We start from the raw sequence: 15,481 nt of genomic DNA on the forward strand, positions 1-15,481 counted from the left end.
ACCTCAACCCCACCGCGCGCGCCGCCCTGCCACCGCTCAAAGTCAGCGGCACCACCTACGCCGAGAACCCCGCCCTGCGCATGCTCATCGTCGACGGCCAGGTGCTGCAGGAGGGCCAGGACATCGCCCCCGGGCTCAGGCTGGAGTCGATCGGCCCGCGCAGCGCCGTCATCGTCCACCAGGGCCAGCGGCTGCGCCTGCCGTACTAGCGCACGCCCACCATGACCGCCCTGATGCGCGCCGAAGACCTGCGCTTCGCCTGGCCGGGCACGGCCCCGCTGTTCGACGGCACCTCCCTGGCGCTCGGCCCGGGCCTCACCTGGCTCACGGGCGAGGACGGCAGCGGCAAGAGCACCTTGCTCGCGCTGCTGGCCGGCGCGCTGGCGCCCCAGGCCGGGCGCCTGTGGGCAAACGGCCACTGGCTGCACGACGACCCGGCGGCCTACCGCCGCCAGGTGTTCTGGATCGACCCCCAGACCGAGGCGCACGACGCCCTGCCCGCCGCCGGCTACCTGGAGGGCCTGGCCAGCCACTGGCCCCGCCTGAGCGAGGCGGCCCTGGCCGATCTGGTGGACGGCTTCGGCCTGGCCGAGCACCTGCACAAGCCGCTGTACATGCTCTCCACGGGCAGCCGGCGCAAGGTCTGGCTCACGGCCGCGCTGGCCGCGGGCGCGCCCGTCACGCTCATCGACCAGCCCTTCGCGGCGCTGGACGCGCCGTCGGCCCGCTTTCTGGCCGATTGCCTCGCGGATGTGGCCGACCACCCCGGCCGCGCCTGGGTGGCAGCGGACCACGACGCCCCGCCGGATACCCCGGGGAGTCGGGTGGTGGCCCTGGGCGCCCCCTGAAGCGTTTTTTTAGCTCCGCTTAATCGTCCTTGCTAACTTCGAAATCGACAGCGGGGACTTGCGCGCCTAGATTCGCGTCCACGCCACCGCCAGAGCCGATCCACCGGTCACCTGGTCCCCGGCGCCCGAAGGAATCCAGGAGTCACGCATGAGCCACGCCACCGTTGCCGCATTGCCATCCACCTCGTCCATGCTGGACATGCTGATGGCGCGCTGGCAACTCGCCCCCCGCCACGAAACGGCGGAGCACGAGTCCCCCGCTGACGCCATGGAGCGCGCGCGCACCACCATCGTGCAGACCATGGGGCACTACGTGAACTACCTGGAACCCGCCGACCAGGCCCTCTACACCACGCTGATCTCCACGACCGACCCCGAGTCCCTGCGCGACCTGTTCTTCGAGTGCTTCGACCTCATGGTCAGAACCCGTGGCCCCGCGATCGCCGTGCTGCGCCTGCACGAGCTCTACCGCCTCATGCGCTGAGCTCAGGCGCCTCGGGCGGCTCAGCCCGTTCCCCCGGGCCGGCGTCGGCCACCGCGTACTCTCGAAGCCGCTCCCGCAGCCAACGATGCGGGGGGCTGTGGTGCGTGCGGTGGTGCCACACCATGTAGCGCGATGACCGCGACCGGGGCAGCTCGGGTGGCAGGGGCAACAGCCGCAGGCCATCGGCGTGGCGGCGCAGCACCACCCCCTGGTGGGCCGACACCGTGGCCAGGCGATCCGTGGTGGAGAGGATGAACGCCAGCCGCGACACGGGGTACACCGAGCTGCTGGTGCGCGCACCGTAGCCGGCGCGCACGAGCCACTGATCGGTGGCAGACCCCGTGGCGTTGAGCCGGACGGTCGCGGAGGCCAGCAGGTGGTGCTCGGCCAGGTACTCGCGCATCGACAAGGTGCCCCCGATGCGGGGGTGCGACACGCTGAGGCAACAATGGGTGAACACGGCGTCCGGCAGGCGCTCGGCGTGCAGGTCCTGGGCGTCGCCGGGCGGCGCCACGGTGGTCAGCAACACGTCGATGCTCGACGCGTGCAAGCCGACGTAGCCGCCCGACTCCAGATCGGGCTCGCGCACGTCCAGCCGGATCCTCGGCGCCCGCGTCACGATGGCGCCGTAGCAGGCGTCAAGGTCGATCTCCACCAGGCCGTCGACACAGGCGACGCAGAAGTGCGCGTCGCTGCTGGCCGGATCGAAGAACGAGCCGCCCGAACTCGCTTCGTGCCACAACTGCACCATTTCCCGGAACGACTCCAGCACCCTTTGCCCAGGGGCTGTGGGCAGGTAGCCCGTGCCCTGGCGCACCACCAGTTCGTCGCCGAACGATTCGCGCAGCCGCTGCAGCGACTGGCTGGCCGCCGATGGCGTGAGGCCCAGCCGTTCCGCCGCCTGGCTCAGGCTCTGGGTGTCCACCAATGCGACCACCAAGGCCAGCTGCCGCATGTCCACCGAGCTCACGACGCCTCCACCGTCTCGTTGACCGCCGATCGCGACACCTCGCGCAGGCGTTCGCGCAGCCAGCGGTGCGGCTGGCTGCGGTGCGTGCGTTCATGCCAGATCATGTGCAGCTCGCTGTGCACGGCGGGCATGTCGGGTGGCAGCGGCAGGGGGCGCAGACCACGCACCTGCCGCGCCAGCCGGTCGGCGCCATCGGCCGACATGGTCATGAGAAAGGCCGACCGCGCCACCATGTTCAGGCAAACCCAGAGCGACTGCACGTAGGTCGAACGGCGCATGGAATGCCCCCGCGCGAGCAAGGCGGCATCGATCGGACTGCGCGAGGCCGGGTCGAGGTTGCGGTAGTGCGCCACCAGGTGCTCTTCGCTCAGGTACTGCGTGAGCGAGAGGCGATTGCCGATGCGCGGGTGGGTGTCGCTGAGCAGCACGTGGGTCAATGGGTGCGAGCACAGGCGTTCGCTGTGCAAGTCGCGCGCATCGACCGGCGGCGGTGCGCTGGCGCACAGCACGTCGATCTTGCCGGTGCGCAGCGCGTGCATGTCCACCTCGTGGTGCAGCGGCACCTGAAAGTCCAGCCGGGCCAGGGGCGCTTCTTCGCGCAAGTCGGCGTGCAGGCGCACGAGGTCGGGCGTGACGCTGTGACCCACGCAGGACACGGCAAAACGCAGGCTGCATTCGGACGGCTCGAAGCGCTCGATCGCCTGGAGCGCCTCGCGCCAACGGGTCACGATGGTCCGCAGGCCGCCCAGGACCTGATGACCGCGGGGCGTCAGCTGGTAGGCCTTGCCGTGCCGCACGTACACGTCTTCGCCGATCGCCGCGCGCAGCCGGCTCAGCGACTGGCTCGCCGCCGACGGCGTCATGCCCAGCCGGGCAGCGGCCTCACTGAGGCTTTGCGTCTCGATGAGCGCGCACATCAACTCCAACTGCCTCATGTCGGCGTTCTTCATAGCCACCCGCTCCGGCAACGACCGTCCGGGCGACAGCCTACACCGAACGCCCCCGGAACAGGTGACAGGCCCGGGACGGCGGCCCCTCAGCGCCCGCCCAGCCCCATCTGCCGCGAGATCAGCTCCTTCATGATCTCGTTCGTGCCGCCGTAGATGCGCTGCACGCGGGCGTCGGCGTAGGCGCGGGTGATGGGGTATTCCCACATGAAGCCGTAGCCGCCGTGCAGTTGCACGCACTCGTCCATCACCTTGCACTGCAGGTCGCTGCACCAGTACTTGGCCATGCTGGCGGTGGCCGAGTCGAGCCGGTTCTCGTTGACGAGCTCGCAGCACTTGTCCACGAAGACGCGCGCCACCTGCACCTCGGTCTGCAGCTCGGCCAGGGTGTAGCGCGTGTTCTGGAAGGCCGCCACCGTCGTGCCGAAGGCCTTGCGGTCCTTCACGTACTGCACCGTCCAGTCGATGGCGGCCTGCGCCGCCGCCACCGCGCCGATGGCGATCTGCAGGCGTTCCCAGGGCAGTTGCTCCATCAGGCAGACGAAACCGCGGCCCAGGAAGTCCGCCCCGCCGAGCACGTTGCCGGCCGGCACCGCGACGTCGTTGAAGAACAGCTCCGAGGTGTCCTGCGCCTTCAGGCCCAGCTTCTTCAGGCGTTTGCCGGTCTCGAAGCCGGGCATGCCGCGCTCCACCAGCAGCAGTGTGGTGCCCTTGGCGCCGGCCGCGGGGTCGGTCTTGGCCACCACGATCACCAGGTCGGCGTGCCAGCCGTTGGTGATGAAGGTCTTGCTGCCGTTGAGGCGGTAGCTGCCGTCCGGCTGCGCGATGGCGTTGGTCTTGATGCCCTGCAGGTCACTGCCAGCGGCGGGCTCGCTCATGGCGATGGCGCCAACCATCTGGCCACTGGCCAGCAGGGGCAGGTACTTCTGTTTCTGCGCCTCGGTGCCGTAGTGCAGGATGTACGGCGCCACGATCTCGCTGTGCAGCCCGAAGCCGATGCCGCTGAAGCCGCCGCGCGCCAGCGCTTCCATCTGCACCACCGAATACAAGCGGTCGGCGCCCGCGCCGCCATAGGCCTCGGGCATCGAGGGGCACAGGAAACCGTTGGCGCCGGCCTTGCGCCAGACCTCGCGGTCCACGTAGCCCTGCTCCTCCCAGGCCTCGTGGAAGGGGGCGATCTCCTTGTCGACGAAACGCTGAAAGGCGTCGGCGAAAGCCTGGTGGTCGCTGTTGAAGAGGGTTCGTTCGATCATGCTGTCACCGACTGGACGGATGGGGGATTTTTGGCAAGCAGTTGCTTGGCGAAAGTCAATATACTGGGCCGAGGTATCGGTCACCACCGAGGAAACACCATGAGCGCCGCCCGGCCGTTCCGAAGGCGCTCGCACCGCAGCGCGCTGCGCGGAGGTCATCACCATGAGCGAAGCCTTTATCTACGACGCCATCCGAACGCCCCGTGGCAAGGGCAAGAAGGACGGCAGCCTACATGAGGTCAAGCCGATCGACCTGCTGGCCGGCGCGCTGAGCGCGCTGCAGCGCCGTCACGACTTCGACACCGCCGCGGTGGACGACGTGGTGATGGGCGTGGTCTCGCCGATTGGTGAACAGGGCTCGGTGATCGCCAAGGTGGCCGCGCTCAAGGCCGGCTGGGACTGGCGCTGCTCGGGCGTGCAGCTCAACCGCTTCTGCGCCTCGGGCCTGGAGGCGGTGAACCTGGCGGCCATGAAGGTGCGCAGCGGCTGGGAGGATCTGGTGGTCGCCGGCGGCGTGGAGAGCATGAGCCGCGTGCCCATCGGCTCGGACGGCGGCGCCTGGGCGCAGGACCCGGCCACCAACAGCGCGACCATGTTCGTGCCGCAAGGGATCGGCGCCGACCTGATCGCCACCCTCGAAGGCTTCTCGCGCGAGGACGTGGACGCCTTCGCGCTCGAATCGCAGCGGCGGGCCGCCAGCGCGCGCGGCGAGGGACGCTTCGACCGCTCCGTCGTGCCCGTGACGGACATGCTGGGCCAGACCGTGCTGGGTGAGGACGAGTTCATCAAGCCGCACACGACGATGGAGGGCCTGGCCTCGCTCAAGCCCGCGTTCGAACAACTCGGCGGCATGGGCTTCGACGCCGTGGCCCTGCAGCGCTACCCACAGGTGGAGCGCATCGAGCACGTGCACCACGCGGGCAACTCCTCGGGCATCGTCGACGGCGCGGCCGCCGTGCTGATCGGCAGCGAGGCGGCGGGCCAGGCCCACGGCCTGCGGCCGCGGGCGCGCATCGTCGCGGCCGCGCTCTCGGGTGCGGACCCGACCATCATGCTCACCGGCCCCATGCCGGCCAGCCGCAAGGCGCTCGAGAAGGCTGGCCTCACGGTGGACGACATCGACCTGTTCGAAGTGAACGAGGCCTTCGCCGCCGTGCCCCTGAAGTTCATGCGCGAGATGGGGGTGCCGCACGAGAAGGTCAACGTGAATGGCGGCGCCATCGCCATGGGCCACCCGCTGGGCGCCACCGGCGCCATGATCCTGGGCACCCTGCTGGACGAGCTGGAACGCCGTGGCCTCAAGCGCGGCCTGGCCACGCTGTGTGTGGGCGGCGGCATGGGCATCGCGACGATCATCGAACGGGTCTGACCGAATGAAAACGATCCGCTACGAACTGCACGACGGCCTCGCCACCATCACCTTCGACGAGCCCGGCTCGCCGGTGAACACCATGTGCGCCGACTGGCAGCGCGACCTCACCACGGTCACGGGGCTGGTGGTGCGCGACAAGGCGCTCATCAAGGGCATCATCCTGGCCTCGGCCAAGAGCACCTTCTTCGCCGGTGCCGACCTGAAAGGCACCATGCGCCTGAAGGCCAGCGACGCGCGCCAGGTCTACGCCGAGATCGAACAGACCAAGAAGAACTTCCGCACGCTGGAAACCCTGGGCGTGCCGGTGGTGAGTTGCATCAACGGCGCCGCGCTGGGCGGTGGCTGGGAAGTGGCGCTGGTGGGCCACCACCGCGTCGCCATCGACCACCCGAAGATCCAGCTCGGCCTGCCCGAGATCACGCTGGGCCTGATCCCGGGCGCCAGCGGCATCACCAAGATGACGCGCCTGCTGGGTCTGCAGGGCGCTCAGCCCTACATCCTGGAAAGCCGCCTGTTCAGCCCGCGCGAGGCGCTGGAACTGGGCCTGGTGCACGCGCTCGCGATCGACGAGCTGAGCCTGCGCGCCGCGGCCGAGGCCTTCATCGGCGCCCACCCGCAGGCCCGCCACCCCTGGGACGAGAAGGACTACAAGATGCCCGGCGGCACGCCGAGCAACCCCAAGATCGCGGGCATGCTCAGCGTGGCGCCGGCCGTGCTGCGGCAGAAGACCCAGGGCCTGTACCCCGCGCCCGAGGCCGCGCTGGCCGCCATGGTCGAGGGCGCGATGGTCGACTACGACACGGCGCTGCGCATCGAGAGCCGCTACCTGGCGCAACTGCTGGTGAGCCCGGTGGCGAAGAACATGATCAATGCGTTCTTCTTCGACATGAACGCCGTGCGCAGCGGTGGCTCGCGCCCCAAGGACTTCCCGCGCTTCGTGCCGCGCAAGGTGGGCATCCTGGGCGCGGGGATGATGGGCGCGGGCATCGCCCACGCGCAGGCCAGCCGGGGCATCGAGACCGTGCTGGAGGACGTGAGCCTGGAGAACGCCGAGCTGGGCAAGTCCTACAGCCACCGGCTCACCCAGGCGCGAGTCGACAAGGGGCAGATGAGCATCCAGGAGCAGCTCGGCCTGCTCGACCGCATCCTGGCCACCGACCACCCCAAGGACCTCAAGGGCTGCGAGCTCATCATCGAGGCGGTGTACGAGAACCGCGAGGTGAAGGCGCAGATCACGCGCGAGGCCGAGGAGCAGCTCGCGCCCGGCGGCTTCTTCGCCAGCAACACCTCCACCCTGCCCATCTCCAGCCTGGCCAAGGCCAGCCGGCGGCCCGAGAAGTTCGTCGGCATCCACTTCTTCAGCCCGGTCGACAAGATGAAGCTGGTGGAGATCATCCGCGGCCAGCGCACCGACGACGAGACGATCGCCCGCGCCTACGACTACGTGCTCGCGCTGGGCAAGCTGCCCATCGTGGTGAACGACTCGCGCGGTTTCTACACCAGCCGCACCTTCGGCACCTACGTGATGGAAGGCGCGGCCATGGTGGGCGAAGGCATTCCCGCGCCCGTGATCGAGAACGCCGCCGTGCAGGCGGGCATGCCCGTGGGCCCGCTGGCCGTGCTGGACGAGACCTCGTTGTCCTTGGCGGTGCACGTGCTGGACCAGACGCGCGCCGACCTCAAGGCCGAGGGCAAGTCCTACGAACCCGGTTCGGGCGAACTGCTGGTCGAGCGCATGGTGAAGACGCTCAAGCGCGCCGGGCGCGCCTCGGGCGGTGGCTTCTACGAGTACCCGGCGGGCCAGCGCAAGCGCCTGTGGGTGGAACTCAAGGGCCTGTTCGAGGACCCGCGCCTGCAGTGGGACCTGCAGGACGTGAAGGACCGCCTGCTCTACCGCCAGTCGGTGGAGACCGCGCGCTGCCTGGCCGAGGGTGTGCTCACCAGCGCGCACGACGCCAACATCGGCTCCATCTTCGGCATCGGCTTTCCGGCCTGGACGGGGGGTGCGCTGCAGTTCATCTACGGCCAGGGCATCGAGGCCTTCGAGCGGCGCTGCGACGTGCTGGCGCGACGCTTCGGCCGCGGCTTCCTTCTCGACGGTGCCGCGCGCGACGCCATCCGCCGCTTCCAGCCCCAGTACTGACCCCCTGACTCCCCGAAACGATGCCCCGCCTCTCCAACAAGATCTGCCTCATCACCGGCGCCGCCCAGGGCATCGGCCTGGCCACCGCCGAAACCTTCGCCCGCGAGGGCGCCACCGTCGTCATCGCCGACCTCAAGCCCGAGGCCGTGGACGCCGCCGTGCGCCGCTGCCAGGCCCTGGGCGCCGCGGCCGAGGGCCACGCCCTGGACGTGACCGAGCGCGAGCGCGTGGACGCGGTGGTGGCCCAGGTGCTGGCGCGCCACGGCCGCATCGACGTGCTGGTCAACAACGCCGGCATCACGCAGGACGCGCGCCTGCAGAAGATGACGATCGAGCAATTCGATCGCGTCATCGACGTCAACCTGCGCGGCGTCTTCCATTGCGCGCAGTCCGTGGCCGACGCCATGGTGCGCCAGGGCCACGGCGTGATCCTCAACGCCTCGTCGGTGGTGGGCCTGTACGGCAATTTCGGCCAGACCAACTACGCCGCCAGCAAGTTCGGCGTCATCGGTTTCACCAAGACCTGGGCGCGCGAACTCGGCCCCAAGGGCATCCGGGTCAACGCGGTCGCGCCCGGCTTCATCGAAACACCCATCCTCGGCACCATCCCCGACAAGGTGCTGGACGAGATGCGCCAGCGCGTGCCGCTGCACCGCCTGGGCCGGCCCGAGGAAATCGCCAGCGTCTATGCCTTCCTGGCCAGCGACGACGCCAGCTACGTCAATGGCGCGGTGATCGAGGTGAGCGGCGGCATGTCGGTCTGAGGCCGGTCGCGGCAGCATCCCCTATTTGGGGGATGTGAAAAATCTCACATGGAGGCAGACCGCTCAAACCTGCACCAAGTGCCGGCGAGCGTGTTACAAATCGGGGTTTTGCTCGCGCCCAACCCCCCATGCCGCCCTCCTCGCCGCCCGCCACCGAAGGCCCGCGCCTCGCGCGGCTGCGGGCATTGGGCGTGCTCGACACCCTGCCCGAACGCGCCTACGACGACATCGCAGCGCTGGCGCAGTCGCTGTGCGACACCCCCATCGCGCTGGTCTCGCTGGTGGACGCCGAGCGCCAGTGGTTCAAGGCGCGCATCGGCCTGCCGCTGAGCGAAACCCCGCGCGACTGGAGCTTCTGCTCGAACGCCATCCAGGCGCCCGCCGAGGTGCTGGTGATCGAAGACGTGCGCCACGACCCGCGTTTCGTGGACCACCCCCTGCAGCGCGAGCAGCCCGACCTGCGTTTCTACGCCGGCGCGCCCATCGTCACCCGCGACGGCCTGGCCCTGGGCACCGTGTGCGTGATGGACGTGCAGACGCGGCGCGTGTCCACCGGGCAGGTCGAGGGACTGCGCCGCCTGGCCGGGTTGGCGGCCACGCTGCTCGAACAGGGCAGCCAGGACGTCGAGACACTGCGGCGCAACGAGGTCCGCCTCAGCCGCACCGTCGCGCTGCTGGAGCGCAAGACGGTCGAGCAGCAGCGCTTCATCTACATGCTCTCCCACGACCTGCGCGAGCCGGTCAACACCATCAACAACTTCTCCGCGCTGCTGGTGGACGACCACCAGGCCGAACTGGCGCCGCCTGCGCAGCGCTACCTGGGCTTCGTGCGCGAAGGCGGCCGGCGCATCGGCCGCCTGCTCGACGATCTGGTCGAGTTCGCCCAGCTCGACACCCACCCGCTGCGCATCGAGGCGGTGGACGCCGCCGCGCTGGCGCAGCGCGTCACGCAAGACCTGGCGCCGGTGCTGCAGCGCTGCCAGGGCCGGGTCGAGATCGACACTGCCCTGCCCGTGGTAATGGCCGACCCCGGCCTGCTGCGCGTGGCGCTGCACAACCTGCTCAGCAACGCGCTCAAGTTCACCCGGCCCGGTGTGCCTCCCGTGGTCACGGTGGGCGCCTCGCGCGGTGGCGCCATCGATCAGATCCACGTCAGCGACAACGGCATGGGCATCGCGCAGGAGCACCAGGGCCGCATCTTTGGTCTGTTCAACCGCCTGCACAACCGCCGCCGCTACGACGGCACGGGCCTGGGCCTGCCCATCTGCCAGCGCATCGCCGAACTGCATCAGGGCAGCCTGACGCTCGAGTCGTCCATCGACGTCGGCAGCCGCTTCACCCTGCACCTGCCTGCCCAGGCAGACCGAGCCTGAGAAGGTGTGAGACAAGGACTCCGCATGGCCACCCCCGCGCGTTTCATCCTGATCGACGACAGCGACGCCGACAACGTGTTCCACGAAATCATGATCCGGCGCGCGGGCTTCACCGGCGAGGTACGCATCTTCGACAACGGCGTGGATGCGCTGAAATTCCTGCGCGACGACCCGCTCGCCCAGCCCACCTGCATCTTCCTGGACATCAACATGCCGGTGCTCGACGGCTTCGAGGTCGCGCAGCAGGCCACGCGGCTGCTCGAAGGCAAGCCCGCCACCGTGCTGCTCATGCTCACCTCGTCCGACGCGCCGCAAGACCGCCAGCGCGCCGCCGAGCTGCCGGTGATCCAGGGCTACGTGACCAAGCCGCTCACCGCCGACGTGGTGCGCCAGATGCTCCGTGTCGACTGAACCAGCGGCCAGCACCCTCGCGAGCCCGCGCTCGCGCACCGAACTCTTCACCGCCTTCACCTGGCTGGCCCTGCAGGGCTTTGGCGGCGTGCTGGCCGTGGTGCAGCGCGAGCTGGTGGAAAAGCGCCGCTGGCTCACGCGCGAACAGTTCGTCGAGGACTGGGCGGTCGCGCAGATCATGCCGGGCCCCAACGTGGTGAACCTGGCCCTGATGATCGGTGGGCGGCACTTCGGCCTGCCGGGCGCGCTGTCGGCGCTGGCGGGCATGCTGGTGGCGCCCTTGGTGCTTTTGCTGCTGGTCGCCGTGCTCTACAGCCAGCTCGCCACACTGCCGCAGGCGCAGGCCGCGCTGCGCGGCATGGGCGCGGTGGCGGCCGGGCTGATCGCCGCCACCGGGCTCAAGCTGGTGACAGCGCTGCGCAACAACGTCATGGGCTTGAGCGTGTGCACGGGCTTCGCCGCGCTCACCTTCGTGGCCATCGCCCTGCTGCGCTGGCCGCTGGCCTGGGTGCTGCTGGGGCTGGGCACGCTGGCCTGCGCCTGGGCCTGGCGCCAGCTGGGCCGCACCGGGGGCTGAGCACATGGCGACCTTGCCCATGGCCGTGGACTGGCTGGACCTGTTCATCCACTTCCTCACGCTCTCGCTGCTCGCGGTGGGCGGTGCCATCACCGTGGCGCCCGACATGCACCGCTACCTGGTGGTGGAACACGGCTGGCTCAGCGATCCGCAGTTCACGGCCTCGATCGCGCTGTCGCAGGCCGCGCCCGGACCCAATGTGCTGTTCATCGCCCTGCTCGGCTTCAACATCGGCATCAACGCCGCCGGCGGGCCGGCGATGGGCTGGCGGGCCTGGGCGCTGGGGCTGTTCGGCGTGCTGGTGACGATGGTGGCCATCCTGCTGCCGTCCTCCGTGCTCACCTACACCGCCACGCGCTGGGCGCACCGGCACCGCGAGCGGCGCGGTGTGCGGGCCTTCAAGGCGGGCATGGCGCCCATCGTGATCGCGCTGCTGATCGCCACCGGCTGGGTGCTCACCGCCGCGCACGACCAGCCGGCGCGCGACTGGCGGCTGTGGCTGCTGACGGCGGTGGCGGCGCTGATCGTGTGGCGCACGCGCGTGCACCTGCTGTGGCTGATCGGCGCGGGTGGCGTGCTGGGGGCGCTGGGGTGGATCTGAGCCAGCCGTCCGCCCGGGCATGAAAAAGGGCCGCGATGGCGGCCCCGCGGACGAGCTCAGCGGCCGCTCAGCGACCGATGGGCAGGTAATCGAACCCCATGCGCCGCACGAAGGCCGGGTCGTAGAGGTTGCGCCCGTCCACGATCAGCGGCTGCTTCAGGCGCTCCTTGATGAGATCGAAGTCCGGGCTGCGGAACTCCTTCCACTCCGTCACGATGACCAGCGCGTCCGCCCCGTCCAGGGTTTCGTTGGGCGTCTTGGCGTAGCTCACGCGCGGCTCGTCGCCCAGTACGCGCTGCGCCTCGTGCATGGCGGCCGGGTCGTAGGCCGTCACGGTGGCACCCGCGGCCAGCACCTCTTCGAGGAAGCTCAGGCTCGGCGCCTCGCGCATGTCGTCGGTGTTGGGCTTGAAGGCCAGGCCCCACAGCGCGATGTGGCGACCCTTGAGGTCCGCGCCCAGGCGCTGCTTGAGCTTGCGCGCCAGCACCTGTTTCTGCGCGTCGTTGGCCGACTCCACGGCGCTCAGCACCTTCAGGTCGAGGTCGGCGTCGCTCGCGGCGGTCTTGATCAGCGCCTTCACGTCCTTGGGGAAGCAGGAGCCGCCGTAGCCCGCGCCGGGGTACAGGAAGTGGTAGCCGATGCGCGGGTCGGAGCCGATGCCCTGGCGCACCATCTCGATGTCGGCGCCCAGCTTCTCGGCCAGGTTGGCCAGTTCGTTCATGAAGCTGATGCGCGTGGCCAGCATGGCGTTGGCCGCGTACTTGATGAGTTCGGCGCTGCGCACGTCGGTGACCAGCAGGCGCTCGTGGTTGCGCTGGAAGGGCGCGTAGAGCGCGCGCATGAGGAAGATGGCCTGCTCGTCGCTGCCGCCCACGATGATGCGGTCGGGCTTCATGAAGTCGTCCACCGCCGCGCCCTCTTTCAGGAACTCGGGGTTGGAGACCACGGCGTAGGGCGTGTTCACGCCGCGTTTGGCCAGCTCGTCGGCAATGGCGGCATGCACCTTGTCGGCGGTGCCCACGGGCACGGTGCTCTTGTCCACCACCACCTTGTAGTCGGTCATCAGGCGGCCGATGTTGCGCGCCGCGGCCAGCACGTACTGCATGTCGGCCGAACCGTCCTCGTCGGGCGGCGTGCCCACCGCGATGAACTGGATGGTGCCGTGGTTGACGGCACGCGCCACGTCGGTGGTGAAGTGCAGGCGGCCGGCGGCCACGTTGCGCGCCACCATCTCCTTCAAGCCCGGCTCGAAGATCGGGATGCCGCCAGACTCCAGAATGCGGATCTTCTCGGGGTTCACATCGAGGCAGAGCACGTCGTTGCCCACCTCGGCCAGGCAGGCCCCGCTCACCAGGCCCACATACCCCGTTCCCACCACCGTCACTTTCATTGCGGTTCCCTCGTTGTGAGTCCCACATGGCGGGGACGCGGCATGATAGCGAACGAATATGGCACTTTCGTCGTACCCTCCCCCCGATGGGCGACGCCGCGTGAAGCTGTTCGCGCTGGCGCTCGGCCTGCTGATGCTGCTGGCACTGGCGCCACTGGCCTGGCTGTTCGGCACCGCCCGCGGGCAGGCCGTGTGGGAGCAGGCCAACAGCCGCAGCCCCAACGAGCTCATCCGCTACACCGAGCGCCGCTTGCAAGGGCACCCGCGGCTGGAGCGCTGGCTGCTGCCGCCGCTGCACGCCCTGCGCGCGCGGGTGGAGCCCGAGCCGCCGCCGGGCCCCCTGCCCGACCTGGGCAAAGGCCAGCGCCCCGAGGCCCTTCCCCCGCCCGCCGGGCTCTCGAGCCGGCTGGTGGCCGACACCCCACAGGCCATTCGTGAAGCCTTGCTGAATGCCACGCCGGGCACGCAGATCGTGGTGGCGCCGGGGCTCTACCCCTTTGACGCCACGCTGCGCCTGGGCCACGACGGCCGGAGCGACGCGCCCATCGCCCTGCGCGCCGAACGCCCGGGCACGGTGTGGTTCAGCTTCACGCAGGTGGACGGCATCCGGGTCGATCGGCCGCACTGGGTGTTCGAGAACCTGGACATCCGGGGCACTTGCGCCCGCCATGGCGACTGCGAACACGCCTTGCACGTGATCGGGAGCGGCGCCCAGGTCGGCATCCGCAACAACCGCATCACCGACTTCAACGCCCACATCAAGGTCAACGGCCAGCACGGCCACTGGCCCGATGGGGGCGAGCTGGCCTGGAACACACTGAGCAACACCGGCCCGCGCGACACCGCCCAGCCGGTGGTGATGCTCGACCTCGTCGGCGCCCACCGCTGGCGGGTGCACGACAACCGGGTCACCAACTTCGTGAAGCGGCACGGCAACCGCGTGGCCTACGGGCTGTTCGCCAAGGGCGCCAGCGAAGGCATCCGCATTGAACGCAACCTGCTGGTCTGCACGCCCGCCGGCATTTCGCAGCCCGGCGAACGCATCGGCATTTCGGTGGGCGGCGGCGGCACCGATCCCGAGGTCTGCCGCGACCGCACCTGCCAGGCCCATGAACACCGCGACGGCCTGGCCGCCAACAACGTGATCGCGCATTGCAACGACGCGGGCGTCGACGTGAACCGGGGGGTGAACGTGCGCGTGGTGCACAACACCCTCATCAATACGGCGGGCATCACCGTGCGGGCGGGCTCGCGCGCCGAACTCGACGGCAACCTCGTCGAAGGCCGCGTCTGGCGGCGCGACGGCAGCCAGGTGGATCAGCGCGGCACCACGCCGCTTGGCCAATGGCTGGACCCCGCCGCCGCCGCGGCCCTGCAATGGCAATGGCAACACGCGCCCAACCCGGGGCCCCTTGCCGCCGGCCTTTCCACCGATTTCAACGGCCAATCGCGCGCCGGCCATTACGCGCCGGGCGCGCTCCTCCCTTGAGTTAACAATTCGTCACCGGATTTCAACATCCGGTGACAAGCAACTCGATCCAATTCCAAGAATTGGACCGCACGAGTTACCCATTGAAACGCCGGTGATTGGTATTTCACCGTCAATAATTCATTGACGGTATTTTCTGATATCGCACACCTCTGATTCACCCGAATCAGCCACTCCCTTCGTGCCCTGCTGCGCCTTCGGTCCGCCGAAGAAGTGGTGGGTGAATTTGTGTCTTTTTGTACGGGAAATACCACCCATCGGCCGCTGAATGCCGCGCGTTCCTGTGCACTTCCGCACATCGCCGTTTTTGAACAGCCGATCAACTGTGCCGCTTTTCACGCTTTCAGCCCCCCTAAAGTCATTCGCAGTGGCGTCGAGAAACAAGACAAAGGGGCGAAAAACGTGCAACAGATCACGGCGAAACAAGAAACCCCATACCTTGGTATTAATGCTTTTGGGTGCCATTCACCGGGCATTGGACACTTTCAATTCAATTCATCGCGAACGCCAAACATCATGGAAATCGAATTGGTTAATCCCCGTGCCAAACGGGACTTTCACCGCCCGATGCTGGCGGCCTTGTTCACCTGCGTGGCCCTGACCGCCTGCGGTGGTGGCGGTGGCTCGGACGCCACCGCCGGGGCCTCGCCCGCCCCCGCGCCGGCTGTCGACAACGCCACCAGCGCACCGCCGCCGCCGGCCAACGGCGTCGCCCCGACGACCGCCGAAATGGAAGCGGCCGCCGCCCGCGGCTGGTCCTGGAGCAGCCTGCTCAAACTGTGGGAGTCCATCAAGGCGCCGGCACCGCCCGCCCCGGCACCATCGCCCACGCCGCCCGCTCCGGCGCCGACCCCAACCC

Annotated in this window: 15 protein-coding genes and 1 pseudogene; 12 read left to right on the forward strand and 4 right to left on the reverse strand. The window is 69.2% G+C overall.

The features are described from left to right. The 3 genes from VLG41_RS20360 to VLG41_RS20370 form a co-directional block, all read left to right on the forward strand. A partial coding sequence (locus VLG41_RS20360) for a general secretion pathway protein GspB (RefSeq protein WP_325351213.1) occupies nt 1–209 on the forward strand: 209 nt, incomplete at its 5' end. Between the two features lie 12 nt (nt 210–221). After that, nucleotides 222–848 carry an ABC transporter ATP-binding protein gene (locus VLG41_RS20365; protein WP_325351214.1) on the forward strand — a complete coding sequence of 209 codons (627 nt, stop codon included), beginning with the start codon at nt 222–224 and terminating at the stop codon, nt 846–848. A 148-nt stretch (nt 849–996) separates the two neighbouring features. Continuing rightward, nucleotides 997–1,332, forward strand: coding sequence for a hypothetical protein (locus VLG41_RS20370; protein WP_325351215.1), 336 nt, complete (start codon nt 997–999; stop codon nt 1,330–1,332). Here VLG41_RS20370 and VLG41_RS20375 read toward each other — a convergent pair. From VLG41_RS20375 to VLG41_RS20385, 3 genes are all read right to left on the reverse strand, one after another. After that, complete coding sequence (locus tag VLG41_RS20375; RefSeq protein ID WP_325351216.1) at nt 1,322–2,302, reverse strand: LysR family transcriptional regulator; 981 nt, start codon at nt 2,300–2,302, stop codon at nt 1,322–1,324. The two genes, VLG41_RS20370 and VLG41_RS20375, sit on opposite strands and share 11 nt — an antisense overlap. Then, on the reverse strand, nt 2,299–3,252 hold the full coding sequence (locus VLG41_RS20380) for a LysR family transcriptional regulator (protein WP_325351217.1): 954 nt from the start codon (nt 3,250–3,252) through the stop codon (nt 2,299–2,301). Before VLG41_RS20380 ends, VLG41_RS20375 begins: the two co-directional genes overlap by 4 nt. A gap of 86 nt (nt 3,253–3,338) precedes the next feature. After that, entirely contained in the window at nt 3,339–4,502 is a 1,164-nt protein-coding gene (locus VLG41_RS20385; protein WP_325351218.1) for an acyl-CoA dehydrogenase family protein, read from the reverse strand. 163 nt (nt 4,503–4,665) lie between these two features. On the opposite strand from VLG41_RS20385, the gene VLG41_RS20390 reads away from it, so the two are divergent. The 7 genes from VLG41_RS20390 (at nt 4,666) to VLG41_RS20420 (ending at nt 11,743) form a co-directional block, all read left to right on the forward strand. Next, entirely contained in the window at nt 4,666–5,871 is a 1,206-nt protein-coding gene (locus tag VLG41_RS20390; RefSeq protein ID WP_325351219.1) for an acetyl-CoA C-acetyltransferase, read from the forward strand. Nucleotides 5,872–5,875: 4 nt separating this feature from the next. Next, on the forward strand, nt 5,876–8,017 hold the full coding sequence (locus VLG41_RS20395) for a 3-hydroxyacyl-CoA dehydrogenase NAD-binding domain-containing protein (RefSeq protein WP_325351220.1): 2,142 nt from the start codon (nt 5,876–5,878) through the stop codon (nt 8,015–8,017). A 20-nt stretch (nt 8,018–8,037) separates the two neighbouring features. Beyond that, nucleotides 8,038–8,781 (forward strand): 3-oxoacyl-ACP reductase FabG, encoded by a 744-nt coding sequence (gene fabG, locus VLG41_RS20400; protein WP_325351221.1) that lies wholly within the window; start codon nt 8,038–8,040, stop codon nt 8,779–8,781. A 128-nt stretch (nt 8,782–8,909) separates the two neighbouring features. Next, nucleotides 8,910–10,154 (forward strand): sensor histidine kinase, encoded by a 1,245-nt coding sequence (locus VLG41_RS20405; RefSeq protein ID WP_325351222.1) that lies wholly within the window; start codon nt 8,910–8,912, stop codon nt 10,152–10,154. Between the two features lie 24 nt (nt 10,155–10,178). Then, nucleotides 10,179–10,565 (forward strand): response regulator, encoded by a 387-nt coding sequence (locus VLG41_RS20410; RefSeq protein ID WP_325351223.1) that lies wholly within the window; start codon nt 10,179–10,181, stop codon nt 10,563–10,565. Then, nucleotides 10,555–11,142, forward strand: coding sequence for a chromate transporter (locus VLG41_RS20415; RefSeq protein ID WP_325351224.1), 588 nt, complete (start codon nt 10,555–10,557; stop codon nt 11,140–11,142). The genes VLG41_RS20410 and VLG41_RS20415 overlap by 11 nt, the downstream gene beginning before the upstream one ends. A gap of 4 nt (nt 11,143–11,146) precedes the next feature. Continuing rightward, nucleotides 11,147–11,743 carry a chromate transporter gene (locus VLG41_RS20420; RefSeq protein WP_325351225.1) on the forward strand — a complete coding sequence of 199 codons (597 nt, stop codon included), beginning with the start codon at nt 11,147–11,149 and terminating at the stop codon, nt 11,741–11,743. Between the two features lie 67 nt (nt 11,744–11,810). Here VLG41_RS20420 and VLG41_RS20425 read toward each other — a convergent pair whose 3' ends face one another. Beyond that, nucleotides 11,811–13,133, reverse strand: a complete 1,323-nt coding sequence (locus tag VLG41_RS20425) for a UDP-glucose/GDP-mannose dehydrogenase family protein (protein WP_325351226.1) — start codon at nt 13,131–13,133, stop codon at nt 11,811–11,813. A 100-nt stretch (nt 13,134–13,233) separates the two neighbouring features. Between VLG41_RS20425 and VLG41_RS20430 the strand changes: the two genes are divergently transcribed. Further along, nucleotides 13,234–14,622: a hypothetical protein gene (locus VLG41_RS20430; protein WP_325351227.1), complete on the forward strand. Its 1,389-nt coding sequence runs from the start codon at nt 13,234–13,236 to the stop codon at nt 14,620–14,622. Nucleotides 14,623–14,838: 216 nt separating this feature from the next. Further along, a pseudogene (locus tag VLG41_RS20435) lies at nt 14,839–15,481 on the forward strand (hypothetical protein); the annotation flags it as partial.

Origin of the sequence: Hydrogenophaga sp. (assembly GCF_035481345.1) — a bacterium.
In the GTDB taxonomy this organism is placed as follows: Bacteria; Pseudomonadota; Gammaproteobacteria; order Burkholderiales; family Burkholderiaceae_C; genus Hydrogenophaga.

Bases quoted from the DNA above. Each gene is read 5' to 3' on its own strand.
- VLG41_RS20365 (WP_325351214.1), top strand. From the start codon at position 222: ATGACCGCCCTGATGCGCGCCGAAGACCTGCGCTTCGCCTGGCCGGGC.
- VLG41_RS20370 (WP_325351215.1), top strand. From the start codon at position 997: ATGAGCCACGCCACCGTTGCCGCATTGCCATCCACCTCGTCCATGCTG.
- VLG41_RS20380 (WP_325351217.1), bottom strand. From the start codon at position 3,252: ATGAAGAACGCCGACATGAGGCAGTTGGAGTTGATGTGCGCGCTCATC.
- VLG41_RS20385 (WP_325351218.1), bottom strand. From the start codon at position 4,502: ATGATCGAACGAACCCTCTTCAACAGCGACCACCAGGCTTTCGCCGAC.
- VLG41_RS20390 (WP_325351219.1), top strand. From the start codon at position 4,666: ATGAGCGAAGCCTTTATCTACGACGCCATCCGAACGCCCCGTGGCAAG.
- VLG41_RS20395 (WP_325351220.1), top strand. From the start codon at position 5,876: ATGAAAACGATCCGCTACGAACTGCACGACGGCCTCGCCACCATCACC.
- fabG (WP_325351221.1), top strand. From the start codon at position 8,038: ATGCCCCGCCTCTCCAACAAGATCTGCCTCATCACCGGCGCCGCCCAG.
- VLG41_RS20405 (WP_325351222.1), top strand. From the start codon at position 8,910: ATGCCGCCCTCCTCGCCGCCCGCCACCGAAGGCCCGCGCCTCGCGCGG.
- VLG41_RS20410 (WP_325351223.1), top strand. From the start codon at position 10,179: ATGGCCACCCCCGCGCGTTTCATCCTGATCGACGACAGCGACGCCGAC.
- VLG41_RS20420 (WP_325351225.1), top strand. From the start codon at position 11,147: ATGGCGACCTTGCCCATGGCCGTGGACTGGCTGGACCTGTTCATCCAC.
- VLG41_RS20425 (WP_325351226.1), bottom strand. From the start codon at position 13,133: ATGAAAGTGACGGTGGTGGGAACGGGGTATGTGGGCCTGGTGAGCGGG.